The following is a 23,527-nucleotide window of genomic DNA, read 5'->3' on the forward strand; positions in this document are numbered from 1 at the left end:
AAATGCTATTGGGGAGCAGATGGCACATTGACGAAGTGCTTCAAATATGCTACTATTATGTTGCTCGATATATCGCGAGGCATAATAGTTGAGAAAGATGGAATGGACAATGGCGGCACAAGCGCCCATGACTGAAGCCACTTATTACATTCTGCTGGCATTGATGAAACCGGGACACGGGTACGGCATGATGCAGCGCATCAAGGAACTCTCCGGAGGCCGCATCGAAATGGGTCCCGGTACACTGTACGGTGTTCTCACTCGCATGAATAAAGAAGGACTTATCACCCTAACCAGCGAGGAAGGCCGCCGGAAGAATTACGCTATCACAGAAGAAGGAAAAAACGCGCTTCATTTAGAGTATAGACGCTTAAAGCAGCTCGTGACCGATGGAGCAATTCTGGAGGAGGTAGAGGAATGAACTGGAGACATGGTATTCATCCCAATAATTACGCCATAGGTGAAACCGAAAAGTATTATTCCGATATGTCCGAGAAAGGTTGGGAGCTTGTCAATCGCGGCATAACCTTGAGCCGTTTCCAGAAAACAGAACCCAAGAAAATGCGATACCGGGTCGAGGTTGTAAATCTGAAATCTTTAGAGGACGGGCATCTGCCAGAAGAACAGATTGCAGTCTACGAGGATTGCGGTTGGGAGTATGTCATCAGCCGCGGATACCTGCACATTTTCCGTGCACCGGAAGGAAATGGTGCCCCAGAGTTCTATTTGGAACCCGAACAGCAGGCAGCAACCTTAAAGGGGTTGCGAAAACAATACCGTTCTTCTCTGATGGCTCCGTTCATCATTTTGGCATTCCATGCTTTTATGGCTGCGCTTGTTGGCGGTTTATTCAATGGCCGTTGGGCAGCGCAGTTGTACCGAGGATTGGTAGAAGAAACCGCATGGGTGATTGGTTTCTGCCTGTTCCTGCTCTGGGCCGTGTTCAGCGATCTATGGGGTTTTATTTACATCAGCCGCCTGTATCGGCGTATGAAGAAAGGCATTCCTCTGGATCATGCGCCGCGCAGTCGAAAGCTCATTATCATCCCACGAATCATCAGCCTGCTGTTGCTCATCTGTATGTTGGGTACGACTATCTAAACGACGAACGATATACTATGCCAGATGTATCAGACGGTCCTTATATTTTACTCTCTGACCTTGACATTGAGGGTAAACGCACAACGAACTCTGTCAATGGTGAAGGAAGTATGGTCAAGGCAAATCAGTCTATGTTGGCAGATCACTGGGACACGCAGGAATATGTTGATGTAATCAACGGCAGTTATAGTAGCGAAGAATGGCTGTACCAGGATGTGTACATTCTCAAAAACGAAGACATGGTTGACCGTTTCGTGGAAGTTCTGATGATAGATTCTGTCTTTGCCCAGTCCACCGAGGATTACACACGCATAGAAATCCCCGGCTTGGATCAGGCGTGGGTCACAGAACGGTTGGAGTGCATCGCTGTTAAAGGCACTACCATCAGTATCTTTACTCACCCCTTTGATTCACCGGAAGGAATGAGAGAGGCATTGGAAGTCGTTGCCGAAAAGTGGGGCAAATAGGAGGTCAACTTATGTACAAAGAAGCAGCAGGAACCGTTATCTCTGTAAAAAAACAGTGGTGGCTAAAGGTAAACGCCAAGCGCGTGAGATTACACGCCATGGACGGCGCAATGTTTCCCCACATTGTTAAAGTAGAATACACTGTTGATGGGCAAACCTATACGCAAAGAAAGTGGATTGGAGCAGGTTATCCGACCCCTTCCGTGGGGAGTTCTGTAACGGTTTTATATGACAGAAACAAGCCCTCTCGGGCAAAAGTGGTATAAGCTCGGTGATACAAAGCCTACAGGTATCAAAACCTGCAGGCTTTGCTTCTGTGCTATGAGATTTTATGAAGAATTTTTAGGTTCCTCTTGATTTGTACGTAGCGTATAGCCTTACCCATATCCGCACCCACAACACCGACTTAAAGAAACGGCTTGCCGCCTATGCCGGACAGCACCCCGACCAGTGCCGCCAGACCGACACAGACCCGGACACGGGCTGCATGGAGTTTGATATTGCAAAGGGGCGTTTCTCTTTCCGTCTGACCGCCCCATACAGCGAGGAACGCCGGAAAGCGGCGCGGCAATATGCCAGAGATAGTAACGCCGCCGACAGGCTGAAATAGCAGGTAGAAATATTCACAGTCTTGTGGTATACTTTATCTGTTGTCAGAGCAACAAATGCGAATTTGATGAGGAAGATTATTTATATAATCTACCGTCTATGGTCTGAAAACGACCACCTGTCGAGAATCAGTGGAAATCGATTCTCGATTTTCTTATACTGTAACCGTAATAGAGATGAGCAAAACGCAAGTTGTACAAAATTGTGAAACAATATATTGAATTACAAATTGTTGCAGCATCTATATATTGTATGCCGCTGCGAACAAATCAGAGTTTTGTTCATCCCTAAACCGTAACAAAGAGGAGGTGAGCAAATGCAAATTGAAATCAAGTTAGATGAGAACTGCAAGGAACCCAAAATCATCGTTGTGACAAACAAAATGACCGACGAAATCAATGAAATCATGAAAAGGCTTTCAGACGAGCAGCCGAAAATGATTGCCGGATTCAAAGATGATATTGTCGAAGTGTTGGAGCCGTTTGATATTTACCGCATTTTTGCTGCAGCGGGCAAAGTGTTTGCCGAAACAAATCACGGTGAGTACACGCTCCGTCTGCGGCTTTACGAAATGGAGCAGCGGCTGGACAGCAACTTTTTTGTCCGAATATCAAACTCGGATATTATCAATCTGAGAAAAGTCAAGGGTTTTGATTTAAGCTTTGCAGGAACAATTTGTGTTACGCTTTCAAATGGGACGGTTACTTATGTTTCAAGGCGTTTTGTCGCCAAGATCAAACAATTATTAGGAATATGAGGTGGTAAAAATGAAAAAAAAGATGATTCAGCGTGGGCTTCTCGGATTCCCTCTCGGCATTGCTATCGGTTTTGTAATAACTGTGATTATATCAATGTGCATAGGAGATGGTTCGTTCTATCCTGTCACCCCTGAGCTGATTGATACAATGAAAAATGAATTAAACGCAGTTATTCTTCAAACAATTCTCTGCGGAATTTTGGGTACAGGCTTCGCAATGGCTTCCGTTATTTGGGAAATTGATTCGTGGAGCCTTGCAAAGCAAAGCGGAATTTACTTTGCCATTGTCTGTGTTACGTTGTTTCCGATTGCCTATATTACGAATTGGATGAAGCATAATGCCATTGGTATTCTTTCATATGTAGGAATATTCGTTGCAATTTCCGTCATCACTTGGCTCATTCAATATTTTGTATGGAAACGCAAAGTGAAAAGAATGAATGACAGAGTTCGAAACAGTAATAACGCAAAATGAGCATAACCTTCACAACGGCAACTTCTCGTTTATCTGGGAGCTGACAAGAACTGAATAACACCGCCACGAGCAGCCATTTCAATTTGAAAACGGCTGCTCTATTTTTATGCCGACGGGCAGAAAGAAGCGACCAACTATGACAAAACCGAGAGAGAAAACCTATGACGAGCTGACCGCCGAGCTTGAGGACGGAAAGAAGAAAATCCGGCAGTTTGAGAACCGGGAAAAGATGTTGCGTCAAAAGCTATCCAAAGAGGAACGCAGAACACGCAGCCACCGCCTTATCGTCCGGGGCGCAGTCTTTGAAAGTATTGTGCCGGAAGCAAAGAACATGACCGACGAGGAAGCCGCAGCACTTCTCCGGCTTGCCTTGACGAGTGAACCAGCGCGGGAATATCTGAAAAAACGAGCAGAGGGAGCGACAAGCTGAAAATCCCTTAGGAACTAAGGGCGCACTTATACACCCTTGCGGGCGTGTGCGCTCTGCCGAGGGCTTATCTCCGCACAGGGGACTTCCCCCGCGCTCCGATATATGTGAAATTATGTCACAGTTGTTTGTTCCCGTGGCATTATTTAGCGCATAACCCCCAGTGTTATTACTTTTACAGGAAAAAATTCTTGTCCGTGCACCATTGCTTGGCGAATCAATTCGCCAAGTCTGATCAAGACTGTCTGAGACTCGTGCTTTAATATATACATTGCGTCGCGCAGTTGGTGTGCCATCAGCAGTCATATAAAGACCTTCGCCACCATGGGATTGAAGAGTATAATTTGCCATGATTTAACCTCCTATTATTTTTATATCTGGGCTCATTCTTTACAACGTCTTTTACAAACGGTAAAATAATGATAAACAATCAAACTTATCTTGATAATCGTATGAAAGGGGCAGCATAAATGAAATCTAAATTGCTTTTGGCAGTTGCCTTTTTGTCAATTGTCTTGACTTCCTGTACAGCAAAAGCTCCTGTCCCGTCCAGCGCGTCCGATCCCGGGGAAACAGCCGTGCCAACCACAGAACATCCTATCCCGTGGTTGGACAGAACACTCGAGTATCTGCCGGAAGTACTCCCTGAGCAATACAGGGAAGTATTGTCTCCTTGGGATCCCTACACGAGAGCGCTTCTAACGGACGGTGTAGTGATCGTTGCGCCGGATATGAAATTTTCCAGTTTGCCTCAGAACTTCCGGGATACCCTGAAATGTATAGATAGCGACCTTCCTTATGGTCAGTACCTGGATGCGGATGTTCAGGAATTTCAAGATGTGCTCTGCTCAGTCTATGAGAACGACGATTTGCAGATCATAACGGCATACTTTGACCCGCTGAAAGAGGACCTCTATTCTGATGCCGAGATCGAATATATTCGGGTTGTTCACGCACGATCGGATCATTTTTGTACATACCAAGGGGTTCGACTGGGTGATTCGGCGGAAACTTATACAAGTCAAGACGCAGGTACATCGATTTCCACCGGGACACCGTATATGACCTATGTGACAGACGATGGCAAGCTGGCGGATCTGTTTTCCAGTTCTTTTGCTGAGATATCTAGTCTCAAGGATAGAGTTGCTGACATTTCTTTTGTAAAAGATTAAAAACTCGACTCCATTAGCACTACTATGTTGGAGTTTCGCTATTTTACTGCATCGAATTTCCTCCTCCTTACTTTCTACAATGGCGAGTTAAAGGATGCATCTACTGCATTGCCTTCATTCATGTATTGATTGGATAAGCCAAAACATTACATGCATAAGGCCATTTGCACAGTATGCGGTCAGGCCTATGGCGGTTTTGCTGCCCATAGTCTGACCAAGACCGAAGCCAAGGCTGCGACTTATACAGAAACCGGCAATAATGAATACTACACCTGCTCTGTTTGCCAGAAGGTCTTTAAGGATGCGGCTGGTACACAGGAAACCACTGTTGAAGCGGAGACGATTGCAAAGCTGACCCGTCCGTCCTCCGGCGGCTCCAGTAGCCATGGGGATCGTGATCCCAGCTATGCAGTGACCGCACCCAGCACCAAGAACGGCGATGTGACCGTCAGCCCCAAGAACGCTTCCAAGGGCGACCGCGTGACCATCACCGTGACCTCAGATAAGGGCTACGAGTTGGACAAGCTCATCGTCAAGGACGCCAGCGGCAATAAGCTCAAGCTCACCGATAAAGGCAACGGCAAGTATACCTTCACTATGCCCGGCAGCAAGGCCACTGTTTCCGCTGAGTTTGTCGAGGAACAGGCGGCTCCATCTTTGCGGATGTTCCCGCCGATGCGTATTATGCCAAGGCTGTAGAATGGGCTGTGAAGAAGGGCATTACCAACGGCAAGGCTAACGGCCTGTTCGGCTCCAACGATTCCTGCACCCGCGCTCAGATCGTCACCTTCCTGTGGCGCGCCGCCGGTTCTCCTGCTCCCAAGGGTACGGCTAAGGTTCCTGCTGACGTACTCCCTAGCAGCTACTGCTATGACGCAGTGGCATGGGCGCTGGAAAACGGTATCATCAACGGCCTGGCTGACGGCACCTTCGGGGTTAACAACACCTGCACCCGCGGCCAGAGCGTGACCTTCCTGTACCGTGCGATGGGCACCGCTCCCACTACGGTGAACGGATTTACCGATGTGGCGGCTGATTCCTTCTGCGCTGACGCTGTTGCGTGGGCTGTGGAAAACGGTGTGACCAACGGCACATCCGCTACGACGTTCAGCCCCAATAACGGCTGCACCCGTGCCCAGATTGTTACCTTCCTGTATCGCGCCTATCAGGGCAAATAAGGGGCATCAGCCTATATAATGCAAAGCGAGGCCACCGGAAATTATCCGGTGGCCTCATGCTCTGCTCATGAACGGTATTTGGTTGATGCCCCTCTGCGGGGGTGCCTTTCTCTACCCCGCTTCTGTAAACAAGCAATTTATTGTACCGGCTGATTGACTAAGCCAACGAACAGTGGCAATCCATCATAGCCAGTGATGGCAAACAGGAACGGACGGTCCAGTACAAAATCCATTTCCTCTTCCGGAGGCGCTGCAGCTCCGGCCATCATCATCACGGTATATGCCGCCGCGGTCACACCCTCTTCGTCGATGGCCACACGAGCCGCATGGTCGGCTTTGGAAAGGAAGATCTCTGCAACTTCCGAAGTCATGGGGCTGAAATCGGCCACTGTGACATCAAATACATCCGTGACACCGAGGGCACGAAGGCCGTCTCCCAGGTCAAAATCAGAGACGACGTCAAATTTGGGAACGGACATATTCACGATCAGGTGCTTGCTGTTCTCCCAGTTTCCATTGCTGTTCAGGAATTCCATCGTTTGCTCATCGGCAAGCAGATCATCCATAGCCACGCCCTCATCAGGCAGGAGGAACCACATTTTGCCGCTGCCCTCCAGGCTCATAGAAACAGCACCAAACTGATCTGCCCAGTAATAGGTGTTGCTGCCGCCCTTGTGCATGAAGTCGCACTCCACGGTTTCTCCGTCAGCGCTGAGCAGGTGGAACAGGCCCTTTTCCGTTCTGGCCTCGTTGAACTCACTGTGCCACTTGGCACGGTAGTAGATGGTAGAGGCCAGAGCCATAACGGTCTCGGGGTCCATGGACAGGCCATCAGCCTGTGCTTCCAGCAGTCCTCCGGTTTGCTCGTTGATCCAGTCCCGCAGAGCCTGATTAAATTCCTCGCTGCCCATCTCGCCACGGAAGGAGGACGCATAGTAATTCTTTGCCAGACTGTCCATGGTGGCCTGGTTGAAATTCACGGACTCATTCAGCCACAGGGAGTTTGCCAGAATGCTTGTCACAGCGCCGTCATTGCTGTAATTGGCGTTCCAAACGCTGGCCGCCTGGGAGCGCAGAGCCTCAATATTCTCACTGCCCAACAGCGTGAGGATCTGCTGTCGGCTCTCTCCGTCCGTCACCTCTGCCAGCATGGCAAGGGCCATGTAGACATTTATGGGAGAGTAGACCTTGTTTGCGCCGTTGGAATTGCTGAGGAACTCCCGGATCGAACTGGCGAAGAACGGTTCCAGACCATCTGCATAACCCTCCGGTTGATTGCGTTGAGCGTTCCTGTCTTCCTTCCATGCGTCATAGACCACATCAAAGCTATCGCTGTCGAACTCGCCGGTCTTTTCATCGAAATACTCCATCTCATTGGGATAGGGAGCCATCTCCGGGTAACTGGCCAGAGCCAGCGCATAGGCCGATGCAGTGTTGTTGGGTTTCTTTTCATCCATATTGGTATCTCCCGCACAGCCTACCAGAGAAATCAGGCAAGCCGCCGTAAGGCACAGTGCTATCAATCTTTTCATGCTGCATTTCCTCCTTAGTCCACGATGGTATCTGTGCAGATAGCTGCTGTTATGATTCCCAAGACCTCGTCGCCGTAGCTGTCCCACCAGTCGGCCACGCCATGAGTCGTTGCCACAAAATTACCCTTGCTGGCCGGATAGCTGATATAGTTCCAGATCTTACCGCCGTCGTAAGTGCCCATGGTGCCATTTCCGAATTCTTTGGTTTCCAATCCGGTACCGCAGACACCGAATGTAGGCCAGTAGTGGAAGTCGATCCATCCATCTTCACCAGAGGGACGGAAGCTAACACCGTAGCTCATGCCATCGGCGCTGTATTCCTCAATCATATATTCCCACCCGGACAGGAGGGGGATACTGACGCCAAATCCGTCGTATTCATAGGCGATACTGTTTGCTGTGGTGCTATCTACGATGTCAAAGCCTGCATAATAGGTTTCCTTATCAAAATCACCGGTGCCGCGGAAATCCATGATCGACTTGCTGATCCGGTAGCTGCCGGCAGGAAGTTCTCCGTACAGGCGGCTCCAGTTCACATCCCATTCGGTATCCTCGTTTGCAGGGATCATCCATGCTTCTGACGTCCAGGCAAGCTCACCCTCCATGGGAAGCAGCTCAACTGCGACCCATTCGCCATCCCGGAGAACCTCGAGGCCATAATAGCTGCCGGTATTCAATTCACCTGTAGGCTCGCCGTCCTGCTGCGTACAAACAATGGTCAAGCCGGACGGGGTGATATTCTTTGCGGTCAGCTTCACACCCCAGGGGTCCTGATAGGCGTATGTTGCCGGGGTGCGGCTGATGCCCACCAGACCGGACACTGCAGGTGCACGCTCGCTCAATACCCCGTTGACCCACACCTTATCGGTGGGTTTGATTACATCGCCCATCTGCACTTCAAGGAACAGATGCCACTGAGCCATGTCATCAGTCACAACTTCCGGTGCCTTGCTGTCAATCGTAATGGCCCAGCCATCCGATGCGCCATCCTCCAAGCGGTGGCGACGCACATCCGTGATCTCATGGCGGATAGAGCCGCTGCCTTCCTGCAGCACGATCAGCACCAGATTCTGCCGTTCAAAATAGGCATCATCATACTTGTCACAGGCATCCAGAAAACCGATGGAGGTATCGGAGTAAACTACTTCTCTTCTCTCCAAGTCATAGATATCCTTGTATGCCTCATAGTAGGCCTCCAGCTCTGCTTTGGAACTGATCACGGCATGGTAAGGATAGCTTCGGTCATCAGAGTAACCGTCTGTGCGGATGTATTGTGCATCAAAAGCGTATGCTTCCGGCGCGGGGGCTACAACATTGGGATCTGCTTCATTGGCAACTATGGTCCAACCCAGCTCCGCAAGTTCTTCCATAACTTGCTCAGGGATGTCGGCCTGCGTGCCGTCTTCCAGCTTCATATACCAATACGCGCCGGTGCCGCCCGGATAGGACTCCTGAATGCCGTCGTGAAGAAGCAGGATCTTATCGCCCGTCTCCAAGCCAGCGAACATACCTTCTTTGTCCTTGCGGTTACTCATGACAATGGGCGAGTTGCCGTCGATGAACATATACGATCCATTCTCCGCCACCAAACAGCGACCCACCGAGAAATCCAGAGAATGACTGACCATATACCAAAGGAGGCCTGCACAAACCAAAAGCAGTCCTCCAATCACACAAAGAGGAATCATCCATTTCTTTTTCTGCTTCATGCCAGCAGCCTCCTTTTTCTTGTATCAGGCATAAAGCCTTTGTATATATAGACGCAAAAAAACGGCCAAAAGTTCCCAATGGTGAGCAATTCACCATTTTCAATAATATATGCTATAATTATTTCAGAAATAGTGAACCAATCGACCTTCGTCGTTGTATATGTAAGTGAAAGGGGGTGCGGAGAGCTTGATCGATCAATACATTAGGCAATACGGAAAACGGCTGTATGGGCTTTGCCTGTCTCTCTGCGCCAGCACCTTTGAGGCAGACGATCTATACCAAGACACATGGCTCCGGGTAGTCAAGAGCATATCGCAGTACGACCCAAGCCGAGAGTTTGAGCCATGGCTGACGAAGATCTGTGTCAATACATACCGCAACACCCTGCGGCGTATTGCACGAAGTCCCTTGCTGAATTTCCAGACGAACGAGGAAAAGGATGCACTTCTGCAATCAGTCCCGGCACCGGAAAATCCGGACTACGGACCACTCTATGAGGCCGTTGACGGATTACCAGAAAAGCTCCGACTGGCTGTAATCCTGTTTTACTTTGAGGAAATGGACATTGCAGCCACCGCACAGGTACTGGGCATCCCGGAGGGAACCGTGAAATCCCGATTAAGCAAAGCAAGAAAACTATTGAAGGAGGTGCTTGGCCGTGAATCAGATTTACAATTTTGAGCAGCACAAGCCGCCCGTACTGAATGAAAATATGCTCCGTGCTGAACTGGAACGGCGCAGGCTCCGTTGGCAGACGGCATTGGTTGCTGTTGCAGGAACCCTTCTGCTGATCGCAGCGGCGATGCTCGGTTTCCTTGTGCTGGAGGACTATCCGTGGATCACTGCATTGTGTCTGGCCTATGTCCTGTTCTCCGCTACCGGAGGCAGTGTTCTGGCCGTTGTTGTTACTAAAAAAGGAGGTGTTATCCATGAGTAATGTTGTTATTGCAATCCCGCTGTTTATGCTCATGATTATAGTTGCGTTGCTCCCTCTCCTGATTGGTGTCTATGTCTATCGGGATGCTAAAAGGCGTGGGATGAATGCGGCTCTGTGGACACTGATCGCAATTTTAGCCCCCTCACTGATCGGCTTTATCATTTATCTGCTTGTGCGGGGCAACTATTCCAATCTGAAATGTCCACGCTGCGCTGCCACGGTCACAGAGCAATATGTGGTATGCCCCAAATGCGGCGCAAAGCTCAAGCCGAGCTGCCCGAACTGCTCTGCTCCCGTAGAGCCGGATTGGACTGTATGCCCGAAATGTGCGCAGCCACTTCCGACTGTGCAGGAAGATATCGTTACACCCGTGCAGCCCAAGGATAAAACCCTGTGGAAGATCCTGGCGGCCATTATTATAGTTCCTGTTGTTTTACTTCTGGTGTTGGGACTCAGCTTCTCTGCAGCCTCTGGTGGAGGTTCCTCCAGCCTACGGGAAGTCTCCTTCGATGAATATTATGCTGATCAGGAACTTCCCGAAAGCACCAAGGAGTATGTGCGGAATTGGTTGGGAGAAATTAACCCCAGAACCGACCATGTATACGCGCTCCGATATACCTACCGATTCAATCCGAATAGTGAAACCACAGACTATTACTATTTGATTTATGTTCCGGGTGGTGGCGATGTAGATCGCCGTGGCTTTGGTTATTCCACAGGGTTGTTCAGTACGGCTTTCAAGCTGGAACTGGAGGGCACTAATGATCAGGATGGTCTGTACTGTGTTATGACCACTTCCAAGAAAGCTGCCCCGCAGCTTCGCGTTACTTTGAACGGCAAGCGTTTGGAAGATGAAATCACCGTCGTGGACTTCAATCCCACACTCTACACCATTGCATCTGCGTACGCCGCTCTGCAAAATCAGCTCGACCGGCGAAATTGAGCAGCGGTTCCGCTTGAATTGAGCAATGGGACCGCCCGGATTGAGCAGTCCCACCGCTCAGGTTGAATATGGACAGCACAAAGGTGTCAAGGTATCATAAATACGGTCGGAGTCAGATGTCTTGCAGCCCCTTCCGCTTGCGCATGGATTCCTTGCCGCCAATGACTATGGTGTAGGCGTCGTGGACGATTCGGTCGCAGATGGCATCAGCCAGCAGTGGGTCAGACAGCTTTTCCGGCCAGCCCGGAATGTCAAACTGGGAACAGAAGATCGTGGAGTTTCGCTTGTACCGAGACTCCACGATTTCCAATAAGTCCCTGGCTTCCGTTTCTTTCAAAGGGTACAGAAGCCATTCGTCAATAATGAGCAGGGCATACTTCCTGTACTGGGCCATGAACTTGCGGATGGTGCCGTTACCCCTGGCAATTTGGAACTCTACCAGCAGATCCGGGAGCCGGATGTACTTCACCGCATAAAACCGCCTTGCGGCAGCCATGCCCAGAGCGCAGGCGAGATAGGTTTTGCCGCTGCCGGTGGCACCCAGCAGGATGATGTTGTGGTGCTCCTGGATGTAGTTGCAGGTGCCGAACCGCAGCAGTTCCTCCTGTTTCAGACCTCTGTCGGGCAGATACTCCACATTCTCCAGACAAGCTCCCGGATCCGAGAAGGTTGCCTGCCGGATCAGCTTGTTCAGATGGTTATTCTTTCGGGCATTCCATTCCGCATCCACCAAAAGACCGAGCCGGTCCTCAAAGGCCATGCTTTGGAACTGCGGATCGGCAAATTGGTCCTTCAGCGCGTTGGCCATAACGCTCAGCCGCATTTCACGCAGCTTGGATACCGTTGTTTCAGTCAGCATCACTTGTTCCCCCTTTCGTAATACGCAGCTCCACGGGTGAATCCGTACCGGGATGAGGACGCAGTAGCCGCACTCTGCTCAGGGATGGCTTTATCCTGGCCAGATGCCAGAATAGCCTGGATATTCTTGAGAGAAGGGCGGGGGGTGTATTCCAATGCCCGTTTGCAGGCATTCTCCAGCCGTTCGGGGGTGTATTTGTCTGCCAGCTTCAGCAGACCCATGCAAGACTTGTAGCCCTGCTGCTCTACTTTGTAGCCGCTGAGAATGGCTTGGACAGCGACCTGCGTGTTGCTGCCGACTTTACCGGCCCAGTGAATGAACCGTTCACCATTCCACTGGACATACTTCTGGTGCTCTGGCGGCATATGCTCCTGGATCGTACTGTACTGGTTAAACCGTCCGTACAGCCTGGGATGGGAACAGATTCGGTTTCCACCGTAGAAAACCTCTACCGTGGCTTTGGTGAGCCGGACATCTACCTTCTGCTTGATGTATTCAAAGGGAACAGAATAATTCATACGCTCCACAGAAATGTGGTAATTTGGTCCCACCGTTGCCACTTTCCAGGTGGCCAATTCAAAAGGTCTGGGCGGCAAAGGGCGCAGAAAGGGCCTTTCTTCCGCAAAGCTGCTGGCCCGGCTACCCTCCCTTTTCTGGAAAGGTTTGTGGTTGAACGTCTCCAGACGGTCCCAAATCGCCTTGTTCAGTTCCAATAGAGACAAAAACTGGCGGTTCCGCAGAGCGGCCAGTATGAAGGTAGAGATGATACCGACGGTACCCTCAACAGCAGCTTTATCCTTGGGAGTGCGGACTCTGGCAGGCAGAATTGCCGTGCCGTAATGCTCTGCCAGCTCCTGGTACGATTTGTTGAGAACGGCCTCATCCTTCCCATGCTTTTGCACGCCGGTTTTCAGGTTGTCGCACTGGATGATCCGGGTGACACCGCCGAAGTATTTGTAGGCATTCACATGGGCAGTGGTCCACGACTCCTGGTTCATGGAGAAAAAGGCTTCTACATAACTGTAGCCGCTGTACGGCAAGGTTGCCACGAACACATAGGCTGGGATAATTTCACCGGTGTCTGTGTCAATAACAGCGGCAGTATCGCCGGCCCAGTCCACCTGCATAATCTCACCGGGTTTGTGGTTCAGGTGCATGGTGGCGTTGACCTTTGTCAGATAGTCGGCATAGTACTTGTTGAACTGGGTTGATTGGTATGGAATCTCGCCCGCCGCCCGGCACTGGTCGCAGTATTCCAGCCACAGCAGGTTCAGAGTAACACCGCTGCGCTGGAGTTCCTTGTGGACAGAGGCGTAGTCCGGCATCTTGTAGACAGGCTTTGAGGTGCTGGACGGAAACAGCCGCTCTGAGAGCTGCTTATCCGACATTTCCTCCGGCAGCGGCCATTGCAGGCCGCAGTTCGCCGCCCGTTGCAGGGTTGCTGCCACAGTGTTCCGAGCGCAGCGGCAGCTTGACGCGATCTCGGTCTTGTTGAGTCCCAGGCTATGGAGCCTGAGGATCTCACGGTAATTGGTCATACAGGTGACCTCCTTGTAGATATTTACGCCAGAAATCTGACGCATATCTACATTTTACCGCAGTGCTCAACGACAGCGGCAAGGGTGCTCAATCCCGCCGGAATGGATGCTCAATTTGAGCGGTTGAGGTGCGCAATCTCGTGCGGAATACTCAGCATCCGAATCCGATTACAGTATGCTGACCAATGCCGCAGGCGACCTGTATCTGGAGCAGTTGGAAAAGGAAATGGAGCCAGACCTCGTTGCTATTACTGTTGTAGAAGATGGGCAAGGAGTGGCAACCGGCGAATTTGATGCACCTGACTTTCTGCTTAATACCGTTACTGGCATCCATGAGTTGCATTATCTTGAAGAGTACCCCTTTTCTTTGGAGAATTTCCAACTTTCCGACTATTTTACCCTCTCCGTCCACTATGCGGATACCACTGGTGAGGCTCACTACGAAGATACCAGCAACTATTTAATCGTCGAAACGGAAAGCGCATGGTATTTGATTGAAATTGGACCTAATAGCGTGATTGAGAAGATTCTGGAGGAGGGCCAGATTACAAGCAGGGATGATGTACTCGTCTATGAAATAAGCGAAGATGCCTACAGTGAGTTGGCAAATCTATTCGACAAAACAACATAAGGAGGTATGTTTATGGGAAATATGTTATTTGATTTCATTCTTCATCCTGCTTTTGTCGTGTTTGTTTTGATTGCACTTTTCGCTGCTGTTGTGGCTTTAGTAATCGCTCATAGACAGAAGCAACTTTCAGCCGGATTGAAGGCGATTCTCATTTCAGTGGTCGTACTGTGCGTCCTATACCTTCTGTTCATGGTAAGCCTTGTCTTCTTGTTTGACAGTTCACCTCCTGCACCCCCTGTTCCGTACACTCCATAAACAATAGTCAAGCCCACAGGATCATCGTAGTTCCTGTGGGCTTGATTTTACTTTGCTCTTTTTTTGAAATAGACCAACACAACTGCGAGGCACTCAATGCAATAAGCTGCTCCGAAAATCACATGACGGACAGCAGCGACTTGCCGAGCCTCTTGAAGATCCTCTTCCGTACATACAGTAATCGGCAAAATCGTTCCATCCTTGGGAGTGTATCGAAGGGAAACTACACTTCTGCGACTGATATATTCGCAGACCACATTGCCGTTCTTATCTTTCAGTCGGCTCTTCAGGGCTTCTTCCTCACTAATCTCATTGCCATACTCATCATAATAAGTCGGCGTTCCTATCTGTTCTTCGGGTGCAGGAACGGCTGCTGATTCTTTAAGGCTGGCATTGTATGAGGGATTGGCAGGGACATCCTGCTCCATATATTCAATGAAGCTGTCGTAGTCCTCGAATGTGGTGCCTTCCATAATGCTATACGGGCCCCAAATGGACGTAGCAAATTGATGACCAATGAAAGTAACTGTCAGTACTACGGCAAGTACAATGGCGCAGGTGCGTTTCAGCTTATGGTTATGCTGATAAATGGTTGACTCCCTCTCGGACAAACTATATGTTCCTTTTTTCAGAAGGGACGCATTGAGGAAATAAAGCACAATAGCATAGATCAGTAGAAATGCCGCAGCGCCCATCGCGCCCCAGATCAGCAGGCTGTCAGAGCCGAGTCCCATATAGGCATCGACTAAAATCAAGGGGAATGTGAAGCCGATAAACGCTACCGTCAATCCAATGGATTTCTCTGCAAGGCCGATGACTTTTCGCTTGAAGTCAGAAAGGATGTCTGCATCCAGACCCGCATCTTCCACGCTGAAAAACGCTTGGTTCACGAACACAGCTTGGCAAACGATACTGGCCGCAAAGAAGATCGCACCCAAAAAGAAGCCAAGAATGGCTTTCAGGAAAGCCAGATTACAGACCAGCGCAACGATCATGCCGACCACAGTAATACCCATTGCAATGTAGGTGTGGTTCTTATATTGAGATAGCGTGGATTTTAATAGACGCTGGCGCTGTTTCTCACCTTTGGGGGTGGTCTCATTCTCCTCTGAAATCACGGTACGTTCTTCAGGTGACTTCCGCTCACCCCGAAGCAGCTCATCACAGGTAACGCCAAAGATTTCCGCGATAGCAGGGATTGCAGCCAGATCCGGCGCACCATCGTCCCGCTCCCAACGGCTGACAGTCTTATCAGATACATTCAGACGCTCCGCCAAATCCTTTTGCGTCATGCCGTTTGCTTTTCGTAATGCGGCGATAAAGCCGCCGATAGTTTTCTTTTCCATATTGAGTCCTCCTTTGGATGGGTGGTTTGCTTTCTGTGTCTTTATTCTAAGATTGTGGTAGTGAGAAAGCCACCCAATAGACTCAGAATCACTCTCGGAATACGAGAATCACGGCATTTTGCCCTATGAGAGCACTGGTTCCATATCCCCGTCGTTTGTCAGATCACCGTCACCGCTGACCGGAATCACATCGCCCAGATAGGTCGGCTCCGGTTTCAGGATACTCGTCGCAAAATCCTTGTTACGAGCAAGGATCTCACGCAACTCACGGTATGCTTGTCCCACATAGGTATGATAGTCTGCGGCAACACCATACGCCTCCACGCCCAGGGCGTTGGCAACATGAAGCGCACGGTAGAGGTGGTATTCCTGCGTGACAATGATGATCTTGTCAGCGGCAAATACATCTCTTGCCCGGAAAATGCTTTCGTATGTAGAGAAGCCAGCGTGATCCATGAAGATATCCTCGGAGGGGATGCCTTCGTCCATGGCCTCCAACTTCATGGCCTTGACCTCGTTGTAGTCCTTCTGTCCGTGGTCGCCGCTCATGAGCAGCTTCGGAGCCGCACCGGACTGGTACAGTTCAATGCCTCTGCGAAGCCGATCCGCCAGCATATCGCTGGGGCGTCCGCTATCATGGACATAGCAGCCCAACACAAGGATGCAGTCAACATCCGTCAGTGTGGCAGCCTCTTCAGAGGAAAGGATTTGGTCTGCGGTGCTTTTCTTCACATGTCCATTGATGCCCAGGACGGTGACACCGCCGATTAGCGCAAGGCATAATAGTGCAATGAAAAGGCGCTTCCATATTCTCTTTTTCATATAGCACCTCACATTTCTCGCCTTAGCAGCGTTTCAAAACAATCCCTTGTTATACTTGATAATTGCGTACAGGCTCAGGCCAAGCCCAACAATCACCGCAGGAATCAAAACCGTTGCGCCGATAATCGTATAGACTTCAATCTCTGTTAGGTAGGTTATCAGTGAGAATAGGCCAAAGACGATAATTGCAATGCCAATAATCAATGTGCCTAATCCCACTTTTTTGCCAAAAGGCTTTACGTCATCCGGTGAAACCCGCTGTCGATGATACCAGTGGAGAGAGGAAATATTGCCCTTCATGTTGGATATGCCAAGAATACTGATGATAATGCCAAGGATAACAGGACCTATAACATCTCCCATTTATTTCGCCTCCTTACAACCGGCTTCCGAATCTACTTCCAAATCGTCCGGTGGTTTGTTCAATCGGATATCGCAGTATCTGCTGGAACACACAAATACCATTCGGTCATATAGAGAACCACAATACCCTCGTCCACCTTTGCATACTTCATTTCCAAATCAGGGTCGTAATACCCAGCTTCGGGTTTGCTTTCGATGTAAGGAACGGCGTGTTCAAGGAATGTCATTGATTCAATCTCTTCGGACTCAAAATAAATCGGATCGCCAACAACATAGTAAACTTCACCATCAATGGTGACTGCAGCCCGGTTGTTGTCATACGCAGAGTCTGTATCTATCTTGACATATTCGATTTTCTCATCGGCAGCATAATATACGATCACATTTGTGCTGTCATCAACCTCCCAGCGATCTCCCCAAAAGCCGGAGAGCATACTGTCAGGTTCGCCCCAGATTTCGCGCAGCTGACCACGGTCATAGCCGATAAGGTCGTTGTTATCAACTGTATAGGCTCCTTCTTCAAAGGCGGAAATCACAGATTCTTTAGAAGGAATATCGTACATGCTTCTCGCGCCCAGATTGCCATGCCAATCTGTAAAAATGGCTGCGGCAACTACCAGCAGTGGGAGTGCCGCCATAAAAACATAACTCCGTGCAGATACAGCATAATCCCGTTTGCGCCATAGCCAATCTGCCACAATACCGATTATGCAGCCAAGAGCAGGTCCGATGCAGAGCAACAGCAAAATAAGGTAACCAAGCGTATCCCAGCCGCTGGCAGCCACACAACCCACGGCTGCTACTATTGCCACGATGGCGACAACCAAAAGCGGGAGAAACTTCACCCATTTTTTCTGAACTGCCTTGCACAAAAGCATCTGTAGAAACAGAAACGGTACGGCAGGAAAATAAAACGCGCAAATCTCGACGGCACCGTAAATCTCAAAGGGGAATGCTACCGCTCGAACAAGGAATAGGCTTATGCTGACTACAAGCGATACTGCAAAAAACACAGTCAGTATCCTGTTGGAATGATTTTTCATAGAAGCACCTCACTTATAGGTCTGTTTTCAAATCAAATCCACATCCACATCGTCCATCAGTTTCTCGCTGAACACAACGCGCCACTCCACATCGTCCACAATCGGCTCAAAACGCAGAGAAGAACAAGCTGCGTGGAGCTTCGGTGCGCTCTGTCCCATGATAACAGACGTGGGGCCGTCAGCACCGCCGATAACACCGATTACTGCCGCATTACAAAAAGCTACCGGTGCAAATTCGTCGGGGTCACGCTTTTTCTGCCTTGGACGGTCGCCCTCGGTACAGTCCTGAATCATAAAGCCCCGACCTGAAATGTCCGGCTCCAGAGAATAGCTCATCGCAAGGTAATGGCTGGGGTATTCCATATTGGGATCATGGAATGCACGCTCCGGCAACTCCTGTTGCTCCACCTCATGGACGGTCAACGTATATATCTTTCCAGTCATAGGATGAGTCAGGGAAATGCTTTCGCCCACTGTAGGAGTCTGAAAATGCTGTCCTGCGATATTCTCCCTCTGCCGCTCCATACGAACAGTGAGAGACTGAATATCCAGACCGTTTACTTCGCCCCAACGGTAGCTTGACCGCTGCATATACCAAGCAAGGCTAACATCCAGGCCATAGTGTTCCATAATCTGTATTGCTTCCGTCTCCCGGCGCAAGCCATCAGCCAAACAGCTTTCCGGAATCCACGGTAATCCGCAGCTGTGGTCACTTTGCAGCTTATACCCATTCAAAGTTACACGCCCCTTAAAGCTGGTGTGTAACGGATGCTCTCGCTCAATTTGTTCCTGTTGCTCTTTGGTATAGTGATTGTTACCTTCATTCAGCAAATCCCATTTATCAATAAATGCTTTTACCTGAACAGGATCAGCCTGTTTACAGTAGTCGATCACAAGGCCTTTATCACAGATATACACGGCAGGGATATACCACTTTTCTTCGCCCCAGCAAAAGGATTTTTGGATAGGGATTTCAATGCCTGCGTTGCCTTCATTTCTCCAAAAACCGCCGTCATAGGTAACTTTCCATTCTTCTGCCCTAACAGGTGCCGCCGCATTCATATCCGGATCGTAGTATTCTTCCGTATAGGGAATCTGAGATAGGTCGAATTCAGCCTGCAGCTTCTTTACATAGGCAAAGGCGTCCTCTAACGGCACCAGCCTAAACTCTGTCCGAAGTACATCCAAAACAGACTGTTGCTCCTCTGTTGCAGGACAGTCGATCAGAAATGCCTTAAACTGCTCCTCATCCCAAGCGTAGCACTGCTCCAGTGCATCCATACTCCCACAGGAAAGCAACAGACGAAGAAGATTCTCGAAGCTGTGTGCAATGGGGTGAACACAATCCCCGAAGTTCATGGGACTGACCGCAAAAATCATCTCACCAAACTCCGGGATGGTGCAGTAGTGGATGCCATCCACACCGGCCCAGCCGATGATCGCGGCATCTCTGGGAGTGCAGTAGTAGGTAACATCGGTATCGCTCTGCTCCAAACCAATAGCAGAGTGCCTGATGTTCAGTTTCTTAAATTTCTGATAAGTGGTCATTGGTGGCCTCCTTGAGGTACTGCTTCAAAAGTTAAAATAAGGATGGTTTCGATATTCGGGTGGGAGTTCTTTCCCAAGACCGGTCCAACCAAGGTTTTTCACCAATACAGACTTCTGCTCTGGGAAAGCAAACTCATTCAGGTAGTCAATGAAATCCGCTTCGTTATAGCAGTAGACTCCCTTAATTCTATAACGCTTTGCGTGAGGACTTGTTTTCATCCACTTGTCGCAAAACTCGATACAATATTTCCTTAGATGGTTAGCCACATCATCGGGCACAGAATATACGACGCTGTCTCCATCGGCACTGATAATTATTTCTTTCATACCAACATCTCCAACCTTAATTCGGGGTTGCTTTCAATTCGATCAGAATAACTTCCGGGCGGTTGTTGAAACGGAACGGCAGAATACTGTTTCCGATGCCTCGGCTGACGATCATATTCGTGTTACCCTCGGTGTATAAACCAGAATCATACTTCGGGAACAAGCCCTGATTGGGGGCCACCAGGCCGCCGACAAAAGGCAGTCGGAATTGCCCTCCATGGGCAGCATGGCCGCTAAGAGCCAGATCCACGCCACAAGCCACATAGGTATCGAACAACTCCGGTCGGTGGGAGAGCAGAACAGCAAACCCATCGTCCTCAGTTGAAATTTCCGCCAGAGTGTTACTGACTACTGATGCGGAATCTCCGAACAGATAATCAGTATTAAAGCTGGGATCGTCCACGCCCAGGATGGTGATGGTCTCGCCGGATAGCTCGATCTCCCCCCGTTCATTTTCCAGCACCACGACCCCGGCAGCTTCCAGACCCGCTTTCAGCTCGGCACACTCAGAAACTCGTGCTTCGTGATTGCCGGTGACATAATAGCAGGGAGCGATTTTCATAGCTTTCTCCGCAAATGCCAGTGCAACCTCAATGTTGGTATTACGGGAGTCAATCAGATCCCCGGTGATGGCGATGATGTCTGGATCGGCCTCCCGGAGCACAGCAAGAAGCTTTTCGTTGCCATCGCCCATCTCAGCATTGTGCAGATCTGAAACATGGGCGATACGGTAGCCGTCAAATGCATCCGGCAGCTCTTTACTGCCAACCGTGTAAGTATTCAGTTCCAACGCTGTATTGCCCCATACTGTCCAAACGACGAGTGCCAGAAGGACAGCAGCAATAGCAAGTATAATTGTTCGTTTCTTCTTGCCAGTCATAGAAATCTCCGCATTATGTGTTCCGGCGCTCACTTTTCCGATACTCATTTAGGTTGTAGACACCGGAGGCAACCCAACCCAAAGCGATGATGATTAGAATGACACGCCAAACCGGAGCCACTTCAACGACAAAACAAAATGCATATAGGGCAATCAGGCTGAGCACCATACAGATAATTGTTGTGATAAGTTTTACTTTGTTACGCGTTTTCATATTTCTCCTTCAATCTGGGAATATCTTCTTTGTCGATCCATTCCTCAGAGTAGCCGCAGGCGCAGCAAACATACCGGTGGACAAGCACAGCGGAGAAATTGCTCCATCCGGTCTGAATGTTATTGCCGACACCGTATGCTCCGGCCTTGCCCGGAACTTTGATGATGTCTGTGCTGTTGCACTTGGGACAAATCTTCCTGTTCTTCATATCGTCGCTCCTTATCCCAATGTCAGTTCCTGGGGGAATGCTTCTTTTCTCATGACTCCCCACATCTTGTCAATGTAGGAAAGGGTGTAAAAGTTTTCGTAGTAGTGATAGTAGAATGCGCCCTTCAGCGTCATACTGTATACGCCATTCTCCTCAGTCACAAAGCCCATTAGCTTTGCCAGCTTCAGTTCCGCACCGTACATCTTCTTCAGCGGCACACCAAAGAACTTCTCAAAACCACCGGCAGCGACCTTGGTGCTGTATGCCGTCCAGAACAGGTAGTAGATCATTCTCTGGCGCAGCGTGAAGCGGAGGGTCAGAGAGGTAGGCAGCTTCTCTTCTGCAATTCGGTTACAGTATTCCTCCACGGAAAAGGTGTTGATTTTGAACTGATCTTTCAACAGAGTGGTTGCCGAGCAGCCGAAGCCGAGGAAGTTATCGCGGGTCATGGAGGAGTATCTGGCGTCGGCCTCGCTGGAAAAAGTCCAGATGGAGCTGCGGGTGTATCCCTGATCCATACAGTATCGGGTGATGGCATCCAGCAGCTCCCGCTTTTCCTTTTTGGGCATCGTGGTCACGGTACTGGGGGTAAAGGTAAAATCAATGAAGGGATAGATCGCCACATGGTTCGCGCCGCTCTGGAATGCGGCATCAACGTCGGCCTTCAGATCCTCAAAAGTCTGATTCGGCAGTGCAAAGATAAAATCCATGGAAACCGTCTCAAAGGGGACCTCGGACAGAGCCTGCTTCATGGCAGAAATATCAACGCTTGTTCTGCCAAGAACACTCTGGAACTTCGTCTGGAAGGACTGGATACCAATGCTGATTTTGGTGACTCCTGCAGTTTTCAGTGTCCGCAGGACATCCGGCGTGACATTATCGGGATGCAGCTCCACGCCAATGCCTTCGGTAATAACAAAGTGTTCCTTGATGGCACCGATGATCTCTCCCAGCCGGTCTGCCGCAAGGGCCGGTGTGCCGCCGCCAAAATACAGGCTGTTCGTTTCCTTTTTACCGCTCTGCTGACCGCCCACAGCGTGGATCTCCCGCAGCAGAGCATCTATGTATCGGTCGCACAGATCCTTGGAATATCTGACCTTGCAGTACGGACAGAAGTTGCAGATGCTCCTGCAAAAAGGGATATGCACATACAGGCCCAGATTGTCGCAGTCCTGGTAAGACAGAACATTGTCGTATTCATTTTTGAAGATGAAAGGCTTTGTCGAACGTGTCAGCCACATTCTGGTCAGCGATGTAATGATACTCATATGGCTCCTATATGTATCTCAGGTAGGTTGTCAGCATCTCAAGTATGATTTTAGGGTTACCCTTAAACAAAAGGGTGTACTCAGCAACGAAGAAATAGCCGCATTCGTCGCAGAGATTAGGTACATCGATACAGCGTCCACAGGTGGATACTTTTCCGTTTTCGATGACCACGCATTGGTGGCAAGGCGTCGGGAAGCTGTTGTTGATCAGGTAAGGGAAAGCGCTCCGCAGATTGAACACCGGCGCACCGGCCTTCATCATCCTTGTGATGACATCGCAGCAATGGGTTTTTTCCTCTCTGGAGAGAGCCAACTCTCTGGTGTCCGGATAGGGCGTGTGGAAATTAAAGGATACTGCCCGGACATTTTTGGTATCTCTGGCCGTAAGGCAAACATGCTCCACAGCATCCTTGTTGATCTGGTTGATGGCCATGTAGAAGCAGATGTTATCGGAGGTGGCATGTTTAATATTCTCCATGATGGTGTCGTAGGTATCGCCACGGACTGCATTATGACGCTCCCGGTCGCCGTCCAGACTGAGCAGAATCAAGTCCGCTTCCGGCAGATCAATCGGGAAGGTACCGTTGGTCACCACATTGACGATGAGAAAGCCCATCTCCTTTGCTTCTACCACCAGATCCCGCAGGGTGCGTTCTCCGTCCCTCCAGAGGAAGGTCTCACCGCCGCAGAAGAACAGGATGCGGATTCCCATGTCGTAGAGTTGCTGCATTTCTCTGCGGATCTGCTCATAGGGATGCACAACGGCGGTGATGTTATTGACGGAACAATGCTTACACTTCAAGTTGCATTTGTCTGTTACAATGACCGTTCCCAGGATAGGCTCCTTCTTGCGGAACAAAACAGTTTTGATACCGAAACCTGCAAAATGCAGAAAGGACGAAAGCTTCATAAGTGTA

At 49.7% G+C, this 23,527-nt stretch carries 31 protein-coding genes; 16 read left to right on the forward strand and 15 right to left on the reverse strand.

Annotation, left to right across the window (positions count from 1 at the left end):
• The first annotated feature begins 97 nt into the window (after positions 1 to 97).
• From ACOMDU_RS00200 to ACOMDU_RS00250, 11 genes are all read left to right on the forward strand, one after another.
• Entirely contained in the window at positions 98 to 421 is a 324-nt protein-coding gene (locus ACOMDU_RS00200; RefSeq protein WP_243184989.1) for a PadR family transcriptional regulator, read from the forward strand.
• Positions 418 to 1,101, forward strand: a complete 684-nt coding sequence (locus ACOMDU_RS00205; RefSeq protein ID WP_421128519.1) for a DUF2812 domain-containing protein — start codon at positions 418 to 420, stop codon at positions 1,099 to 1,101. The genes ACOMDU_RS00200 and ACOMDU_RS00205 overlap by 4 nt, the downstream gene beginning before the upstream one ends.
• Before the next feature lie 17 nt (positions 1,102 to 1,118).
• Entirely contained in the window at positions 1,119 to 1,568 is a 450-nt protein-coding gene (locus ACOMDU_RS00210) for a hypothetical protein (RefSeq protein WP_187015288.1), read from the forward strand.
• An 11-nt stretch (positions 1,569 to 1,579) separates the two neighbouring features.
• A complete protein-coding gene (locus ACOMDU_RS00215) occupies positions 1,580 to 1,834 on the forward strand; it encodes a DUF3592 domain-containing protein (protein ID WP_421128520.1) in 255 nt (84 codons plus the stop codon).
• 92 nt (positions 1,835 to 1,926) lie between these two features.
• Positions 1,927 to 2,178 (forward strand): hypothetical protein, encoded by a 252-nt coding sequence (locus ACOMDU_RS00220; protein WP_421128521.1) that lies wholly within the window; start codon positions 1,927 to 1,929, stop codon positions 2,176 to 2,178.
• Positions 2,179 to 2,493: 315 nt separating this feature from the next.
• Positions 2,494 to 2,934: a LytTR family DNA-binding domain-containing protein gene (locus tag ACOMDU_RS00225; RefSeq protein WP_093372981.1), complete on the forward strand. Its 441-nt coding sequence runs from the start codon at positions 2,494 to 2,496 to the stop codon at positions 2,932 to 2,934.
• 10 nt (positions 2,935 to 2,944) lie between these two features.
• Positions 2,945 to 3,409 (forward strand): DUF3021 domain-containing protein, encoded by a 465-nt coding sequence (locus ACOMDU_RS00230; protein WP_093372979.1) that lies wholly within the window; start codon positions 2,945 to 2,947, stop codon positions 3,407 to 3,409.
• 136 nt (positions 3,410 to 3,545) lie between these two features.
• Positions 3,546 to 3,839, forward strand: coding sequence for a DUF3847 domain-containing protein (locus ACOMDU_RS00235; RefSeq protein WP_421128522.1), 294 nt, complete (start codon positions 3,546 to 3,548; stop codon positions 3,837 to 3,839).
• Between the two features lie 467 nt (positions 3,840 to 4,306).
• Complete coding sequence (locus tag ACOMDU_RS00240) at positions 4,307 to 5,008, forward strand: hypothetical protein (protein ID WP_421128523.1); 702 nt, start codon at positions 4,307 to 4,309, stop codon at positions 5,006 to 5,008.
• Between the two features lie 150 nt (positions 5,009 to 5,158).
• On the forward strand, positions 5,159 to 5,707 hold the full coding sequence (locus ACOMDU_RS00245) for an InlB B-repeat-containing protein (protein WP_421128524.1): 549 nt from the start codon (positions 5,159 to 5,161) through the stop codon (positions 5,705 to 5,707).
• Positions 5,708 to 5,715: 8 nt separating this feature from the next.
• Complete coding sequence (locus ACOMDU_RS00250) at positions 5,716 to 6,186, forward strand: S-layer homology domain-containing protein (RefSeq protein ID WP_421128525.1); 471 nt, start codon at positions 5,716 to 5,718, stop codon at positions 6,184 to 6,186.
• 137 nt (positions 6,187 to 6,323) lie between these two features.
• Here ACOMDU_RS00250 and ACOMDU_RS00255 read toward each other — a convergent pair whose 3' ends face one another.
• Together ACOMDU_RS00255 and ACOMDU_RS00260 are read right to left on the reverse strand one after the other, a co-directional pair.
• On the reverse strand, positions 6,324 to 7,718 hold the full coding sequence (locus tag ACOMDU_RS00255; RefSeq protein ID WP_421128526.1) for a serpin family protein: 1,395 nt from the start codon (positions 7,716 to 7,718) through the stop codon (positions 6,324 to 6,326).
• 14 nt (positions 7,719 to 7,732) lie between these two features.
• The gene (locus tag ACOMDU_RS00260; protein ID WP_421128527.1) at positions 7,733 to 9,346 is read right to left on the reverse strand and encodes an immunoglobulin-like domain-containing protein; all 1,614 of its coding nucleotides are present in this window, start codon (positions 9,344 to 9,346) and stop codon (positions 7,733 to 7,735) included.
• 268 nt (positions 9,347 to 9,614) lie between these two features.
• On the opposite strand from ACOMDU_RS00260, the gene ACOMDU_RS00265 reads away from it, so the two are divergent.
• The 3 genes from ACOMDU_RS00265 to ACOMDU_RS00275 are packed head-to-tail and all read left to right on the forward strand — an operon-like array spanning position 9,615 to position 11,308.
• Positions 9,615 to 10,109, forward strand: a complete 495-nt coding sequence (locus ACOMDU_RS00265) for an RNA polymerase sigma factor (RefSeq protein ID WP_187015280.1) — start codon at positions 9,615 to 9,617, stop codon at positions 10,107 to 10,109.
• Entirely contained in the window at positions 10,087 to 10,365 is a 279-nt protein-coding gene (locus ACOMDU_RS00270) for a hypothetical protein (protein WP_187015279.1), read from the forward strand. Before ACOMDU_RS00265 ends, ACOMDU_RS00270 begins: the two co-directional genes overlap by 23 nt.
• Complete coding sequence (locus tag ACOMDU_RS00275) at positions 10,358 to 11,308, forward strand: double zinc ribbon domain-containing protein (protein ID WP_421128528.1); 951 nt, start codon at positions 10,358 to 10,360, stop codon at positions 11,306 to 11,308. The genes ACOMDU_RS00270 and ACOMDU_RS00275 overlap by 8 nt, the downstream gene beginning before the upstream one ends.
• Before the next feature lie 112 nt (positions 11,309 to 11,420).
• On the opposite strand, the gene istB is transcribed toward ACOMDU_RS00275, so the two are convergent.
• Both istB and istA read right to left on the reverse strand, forming a co-directional pair.
• The gene (gene istB, locus ACOMDU_RS00280; protein WP_288837246.1) at positions 11,421 to 12,167 is read right to left on the reverse strand and encodes an IS21-like element helper ATPase IstB; all 747 of its coding nucleotides are present in this window, start codon (positions 12,165 to 12,167) and stop codon (positions 11,421 to 11,423) included.
• Entirely contained in the window at positions 12,167 to 13,705 is a 1,539-nt protein-coding gene (gene istA / locus ACOMDU_RS00285; protein ID WP_421128529.1) for an IS21 family transposase, read from the reverse strand. Before istA ends, istB begins: the two co-directional genes overlap by 1 nt.
• A gap of 175 nt (positions 13,706 to 13,880) precedes the next feature.
• On the opposite strand from istA, the gene ACOMDU_RS00290 reads away from it, so the two are divergent.
• Together ACOMDU_RS00290 and ACOMDU_RS00295 are read left to right on the forward strand one after the other, a co-directional pair.
• Positions 13,881 to 14,336, forward strand: a complete 456-nt coding sequence (locus ACOMDU_RS00290) for a hypothetical protein (protein WP_421128530.1) — start codon at positions 13,881 to 13,883, stop codon at positions 14,334 to 14,336.
• Between the two features lie 12 nt (positions 14,337 to 14,348).
• The gene (locus tag ACOMDU_RS00295) at positions 14,349 to 14,591 is read left to right on the forward strand and encodes a hypothetical protein (protein ID WP_295703501.1); all 243 of its coding nucleotides are present in this window, start codon (positions 14,349 to 14,351) and stop codon (positions 14,589 to 14,591) included.
• 47 nt (positions 14,592 to 14,638) lie between these two features.
• On the opposite strand, the gene ACOMDU_RS00300 is transcribed toward ACOMDU_RS00295, so the two are convergent.
• From ACOMDU_RS00300 to ACOMDU_RS00350, 11 genes are all read right to left on the reverse strand, one after another.
• Positions 14,639 to 15,937, reverse strand: coding sequence for a helix-turn-helix domain-containing protein (locus tag ACOMDU_RS00300; RefSeq protein WP_421128531.1), 1,299 nt, complete (start codon positions 15,935 to 15,937; stop codon positions 14,639 to 14,641).
• A gap of 123 nt (positions 15,938 to 16,060) precedes the next feature.
• Positions 16,061 to 16,759: a SanA/YdcF family protein gene (locus tag ACOMDU_RS00305; protein WP_421128532.1), complete on the reverse strand. Its 699-nt coding sequence runs from the start codon at positions 16,757 to 16,759 to the stop codon at positions 16,061 to 16,063.
• Positions 16,760 to 16,792: 33 nt separating this feature from the next.
• The gene (locus ACOMDU_RS00310) at positions 16,793 to 17,122 is read right to left on the reverse strand and encodes a hypothetical protein (protein WP_295703497.1); all 330 of its coding nucleotides are present in this window, start codon (positions 17,120 to 17,122) and stop codon (positions 16,793 to 16,795) included.
• A 59-nt stretch (positions 17,123 to 17,181) separates the two neighbouring features.
• On the reverse strand, positions 17,182 to 18,165 hold the full coding sequence (locus ACOMDU_RS00315; protein ID WP_187015272.1) for a hypothetical protein: 984 nt from the start codon (positions 18,163 to 18,165) through the stop codon (positions 17,182 to 17,184).
• Positions 18,166 to 18,192: 27 nt separating this feature from the next.
• Entirely contained in the window at positions 18,193 to 19,713 is a 1,521-nt protein-coding gene (locus tag ACOMDU_RS00320) for a hypothetical protein (RefSeq protein WP_421128533.1), read from the reverse strand.
• Positions 19,714 to 19,737: 24 nt separating this feature from the next.
• A complete protein-coding gene (locus ACOMDU_RS00325; protein WP_187015270.1) occupies positions 19,738 to 20,040 on the reverse strand; it encodes a hypothetical protein in 303 nt (100 codons plus the stop codon).
• Positions 20,041 to 20,056: 16 nt separating this feature from the next.
• Positions 20,057 to 20,920 carry a metallophosphoesterase gene (locus ACOMDU_RS00330; protein WP_421128534.1) on the reverse strand — a complete coding sequence of 288 codons (864 nt, stop codon included), beginning with the start codon at positions 20,918 to 20,920 and terminating at the stop codon, positions 20,057 to 20,059.
• A 13-nt stretch (positions 20,921 to 20,933) separates the two neighbouring features.
• On the reverse strand, positions 20,934 to 21,134 hold the full coding sequence (locus tag ACOMDU_RS00335; RefSeq protein WP_187015268.1) for a hypothetical protein: 201 nt from the start codon (positions 21,132 to 21,134) through the stop codon (positions 20,934 to 20,936).
• Complete coding sequence (locus ACOMDU_RS00340; RefSeq protein ID WP_187015267.1) at positions 21,121 to 21,342, reverse strand: hypothetical protein; 222 nt, start codon at positions 21,340 to 21,342, stop codon at positions 21,121 to 21,123. Before ACOMDU_RS00340 ends, ACOMDU_RS00335 begins: the two co-directional genes overlap by 14 nt.
• Before the next feature lie 11 nt (positions 21,343 to 21,353).
• Positions 21,354 to 22,610, reverse strand: a complete 1,257-nt coding sequence (locus ACOMDU_RS00345) for a coproporphyrinogen-III oxidase family protein (RefSeq protein ID WP_295703492.1) — start codon at positions 22,608 to 22,610, stop codon at positions 21,354 to 21,356.
• 7 nt (positions 22,611 to 22,617) lie between these two features.
• Positions 22,618 to 23,520 (reverse strand): radical SAM protein, encoded by a 903-nt coding sequence (locus ACOMDU_RS00350; RefSeq protein ID WP_187015265.1) that lies wholly within the window; start codon positions 23,518 to 23,520, stop codon positions 22,618 to 22,620.
• Positions 23,521 to 23,527: the final 7 nt, after the last annotated feature.

The organism is Vescimonas sanitatis (genome assembly GCF_049060325.1).
GTDB classification, from domain to species: domain Bacteria; phylum Bacillota; class Clostridia; order Oscillospirales; family Oscillospiraceae; genus Vescimonas; species Vescimonas sanitatis.

What these genes read in the sequence shown, in the direction of transcription:
- ACOMDU_RS00330 (WP_421128534.1), bottom strand. Translation starts at nt 20,920, where the DNA reads ATGACTGGCAAGAAGAAACGAACAATTATACTTGCTATTGCTGCTGTC.
- ACOMDU_RS00340 (WP_187015267.1), bottom strand. Translation starts at nt 21,342, where the DNA reads ATGAAGAACAGGAAGATTTGTCCCAAGTGCAACAGCACAGACATCATC.
- ACOMDU_RS00240 (WP_421128523.1), top strand. Translation starts at nt 4,307, where the DNA reads ATGAAATCTAAATTGCTTTTGGCAGTTGCCTTTTTGTCAATTGTCTTG.
- ACOMDU_RS00305 (WP_421128532.1), bottom strand. Translation starts at nt 16,759, where the DNA reads ATGAAAAAGAGAATATGGAAGCGCCTTTTCATTGCACTATTATGCCTT.
- ACOMDU_RS00245 (WP_421128524.1), top strand. Translation starts at nt 5,159, where the DNA reads ATGCATAAGGCCATTTGCACAGTATGCGGTCAGGCCTATGGCGGTTTT.
- ACOMDU_RS00200 (WP_243184989.1), top strand. Translation starts at nt 98, where the DNA reads ATGGAATGGACAATGGCGGCACAAGCGCCCATGACTGAAGCCACTTAT.
- ACOMDU_RS00205 (WP_421128519.1), top strand. Translation starts at nt 418, where the DNA reads ATGAACTGGAGACATGGTATTCATCCCAATAATTACGCCATAGGTGAA.
- ACOMDU_RS00225 (WP_093372981.1), top strand. Translation starts at nt 2,494, where the DNA reads ATGCAAATTGAAATCAAGTTAGATGAGAACTGCAAGGAACCCAAAATC.
- ACOMDU_RS00325 (WP_187015270.1), bottom strand. Translation starts at nt 20,040, where the DNA reads ATGAAAGAAATAATTATCAGTGCCGATGGAGACAGCGTCGTATATTCT.
- ACOMDU_RS00350 (WP_187015265.1), bottom strand. Translation starts at nt 23,520, where the DNA reads ATGAAGCTTTCGTCCTTTCTGCATTTTGCAGGTTTCGGTATCAAAACT.
- ACOMDU_RS00310 (WP_295703497.1), bottom strand. Translation starts at nt 17,122, where the DNA reads ATGGGAGATGTTATAGGTCCTGTTATCCTTGGCATTATCATCAGTATT.
- ACOMDU_RS00230 (WP_093372979.1), top strand. Translation starts at nt 2,945, where the DNA reads ATGAAAAAAAAGATGATTCAGCGTGGGCTTCTCGGATTCCCTCTCGGC.
- ACOMDU_RS00300 (WP_421128531.1), bottom strand. Translation starts at nt 15,937, where the DNA reads ATGGAAAAGAAAACTATCGGCGGCTTTATCGCCGCATTACGAAAAGCA.
- ACOMDU_RS00345 (WP_295703492.1), bottom strand. Translation starts at nt 22,610, where the DNA reads ATGAGTATCATTACATCGCTGACCAGAATGTGGCTGACACGTTCGACA.
- ACOMDU_RS00260 (WP_421128527.1), bottom strand. Translation starts at nt 9,346, where the DNA reads ATGGTCAGTCATTCTCTGGATTTCTCGGTGGGTCGCTGTTTGGTGGCG.
- ACOMDU_RS00290 (WP_421128530.1), top strand. Translation starts at nt 13,881, where the DNA reads ATGCTGACCAATGCCGCAGGCGACCTGTATCTGGAGCAGTTGGAAAAG.
- ACOMDU_RS00255 (WP_421128526.1), bottom strand. Translation starts at nt 7,718, where the DNA reads ATGAAAAGATTGATAGCACTGTGCCTTACGGCGGCTTGCCTGATTTCT.
- ACOMDU_RS00315 (WP_187015272.1), bottom strand. Translation starts at nt 18,165, where the DNA reads ATGAAAAATCATTCCAACAGGATACTGACTGTGTTTTTTGCAGTATCG.
- ACOMDU_RS00210 (WP_187015288.1), top strand. Translation starts at nt 1,119, where the DNA reads ATGCCAGATGTATCAGACGGTCCTTATATTTTACTCTCTGACCTTGAC.
- ACOMDU_RS00335 (WP_187015268.1), bottom strand. Translation starts at nt 21,134, where the DNA reads ATGAAAACGCGTAACAAAGTAAAACTTATCACAACAATTATCTGTATG.
- istB (WP_288837246.1), bottom strand. Translation starts at nt 12,167, where the DNA reads ATGCTGACTGAAACAACGGTATCCAAGCTGCGTGAAATGCGGCTGAGC.
- ACOMDU_RS00320 (WP_421128533.1), bottom strand. Translation starts at nt 19,713, where the DNA reads ATGACCACTTATCAGAAATTTAAGAAACTGAACATCAGGCACTCTGCT.
- ACOMDU_RS00215 (WP_421128520.1), top strand. Translation starts at nt 1,580, where the DNA reads ATGTACAAAGAAGCAGCAGGAACCGTTATCTCTGTAAAAAAACAGTGG.
- ACOMDU_RS00295 (WP_295703501.1), top strand. Translation starts at nt 14,349, where the DNA reads ATGGGAAATATGTTATTTGATTTCATTCTTCATCCTGCTTTTGTCGTG.
- ACOMDU_RS00235 (WP_421128522.1), top strand. Translation starts at nt 3,546, where the DNA reads ATGACAAAACCGAGAGAGAAAACCTATGACGAGCTGACCGCCGAGCTT.
- istA (WP_421128529.1), bottom strand. Translation starts at nt 13,705, where the DNA reads ATGACCAATTACCGTGAGATCCTCAGGCTCCATAGCCTGGGACTCAAC.
- ACOMDU_RS00275 (WP_421128528.1), top strand. Translation starts at nt 10,358, where the DNA reads ATGAGTAATGTTGTTATTGCAATCCCGCTGTTTATGCTCATGATTATA.